Genomic DNA, 1,163 nt, shown 5'->3' on the forward strand with positions numbered 1-1,163 from the left:
GCCACCTCTTGGATGTTTGAGTTGCGGTATAGACTGGATTGCCGGGTGGGTAGCAGCCCACCTGGCATCCGGTTGTCGGATCGTCCATCTCGAAGTCTTTTGGACTGCGGGGAGCAAGATCGCGACCGGTTCTTCATCAGGCCCGCATGGTTGCGTGAACGCTTCGGTTCGAATCCAAGACAGGGACGAGGAAGATGGTAGAGATTAGCATGATCTGCGCCGGATGCGATGTGTCCAAGACGAAGCTGGACATTGCGCTCTATCCCGGCACTGCGTTCCTGAGCGTGGCCTATGACGCGGCCGGGCTCAAACAGCTCGATGCCTTCCTGAAGAAGCATCGTGTCGCCCGTGTCGGCTTCGAGGCGTCTGGTGGTTATGAATGGCGGCTTTTGGCGCATTTGCGCCGTGGGCCGGTTGCGGCGGCGCGCTTCCAGCCCGGCCAGATCAGGCATTTCGCCAAGAGCCGGCTGCAATGGGCCAAGAACGACCGCCTCGACGCGGCGCTGATCGCCGCCTTCACGGCGAGTATCGAGGAACTGCCGCCGCTGCCGGATGCGCGCTTCGACGAGCTCAATGCCGAGATGACCTATCTTGAGCAATTGGAGGCGCGGATCGCCGTCTTGAAGACGATGGCGGAGACGACAATCCTCGCTCGGCTCAAGCGCCTGCACGAACACGACATCGCCCGCCTTGAGACGCGTCGCAAGGCCCGGATCGCGCTGATCGCCAGGCAAGCGGCCCAGGACGCCACGCTGGCGCATCGCCTCGACTTGCTCGTCTCCATCAAGGGCATCGGCCTGCGCACCGCACTGTCGCTCGCTATCCGCCTGCCCGAACTCGGCAGCATCGGCCGGGGCCAGATCGCCGCTCTCATCGGCGTGGCGCCCTACGACGACGACAGCGGTGGCAGGCGCGGCCGTCGACATATTCGCGCCGGACGCACACGGCTGCGCAAGAGGCTGTTCATGAGCGCGTTCACCGCATCCCAACATAATCCAGATCTCCGGGCCCACTATCAGCGCATGCGCGCCGCCGGCAAACATCACCTCCTGGCAATCGTCGCAGTAACCCGAAAACTCGCCATTCTGGCCAATGCCGTCATCGCAAGGGGAACACCTTGGACACCAGTCCATACGCGATGACGCAAACATGGTTGCTCCCCC

General features: G+C 62.9%; 1 protein-coding gene. It reads left to right on the forward strand.

Features of this window, described 5'->3' with window-relative positions; genetic code table 11:
• The first annotated feature begins 194 nt into the window (after positions 1 to 194).
• Complete coding sequence (locus tag BM413_RS32380) at positions 195 to 1,142, forward strand: transposase (protein ID WP_091918924.1); 948 nt, start codon at positions 195 to 197, stop codon at positions 1,140 to 1,142.
• Positions 1,143 to 1,163 lie beyond the last annotated feature (21 nt).

This window comes from Mesorhizobium sp. YR577 (assembly GCF_900116595.1).
Taxonomy (GTDB): Bacteria; Pseudomonadota; Alphaproteobacteria; order Rhizobiales; family Rhizobiaceae; genus Mesorhizobium_M.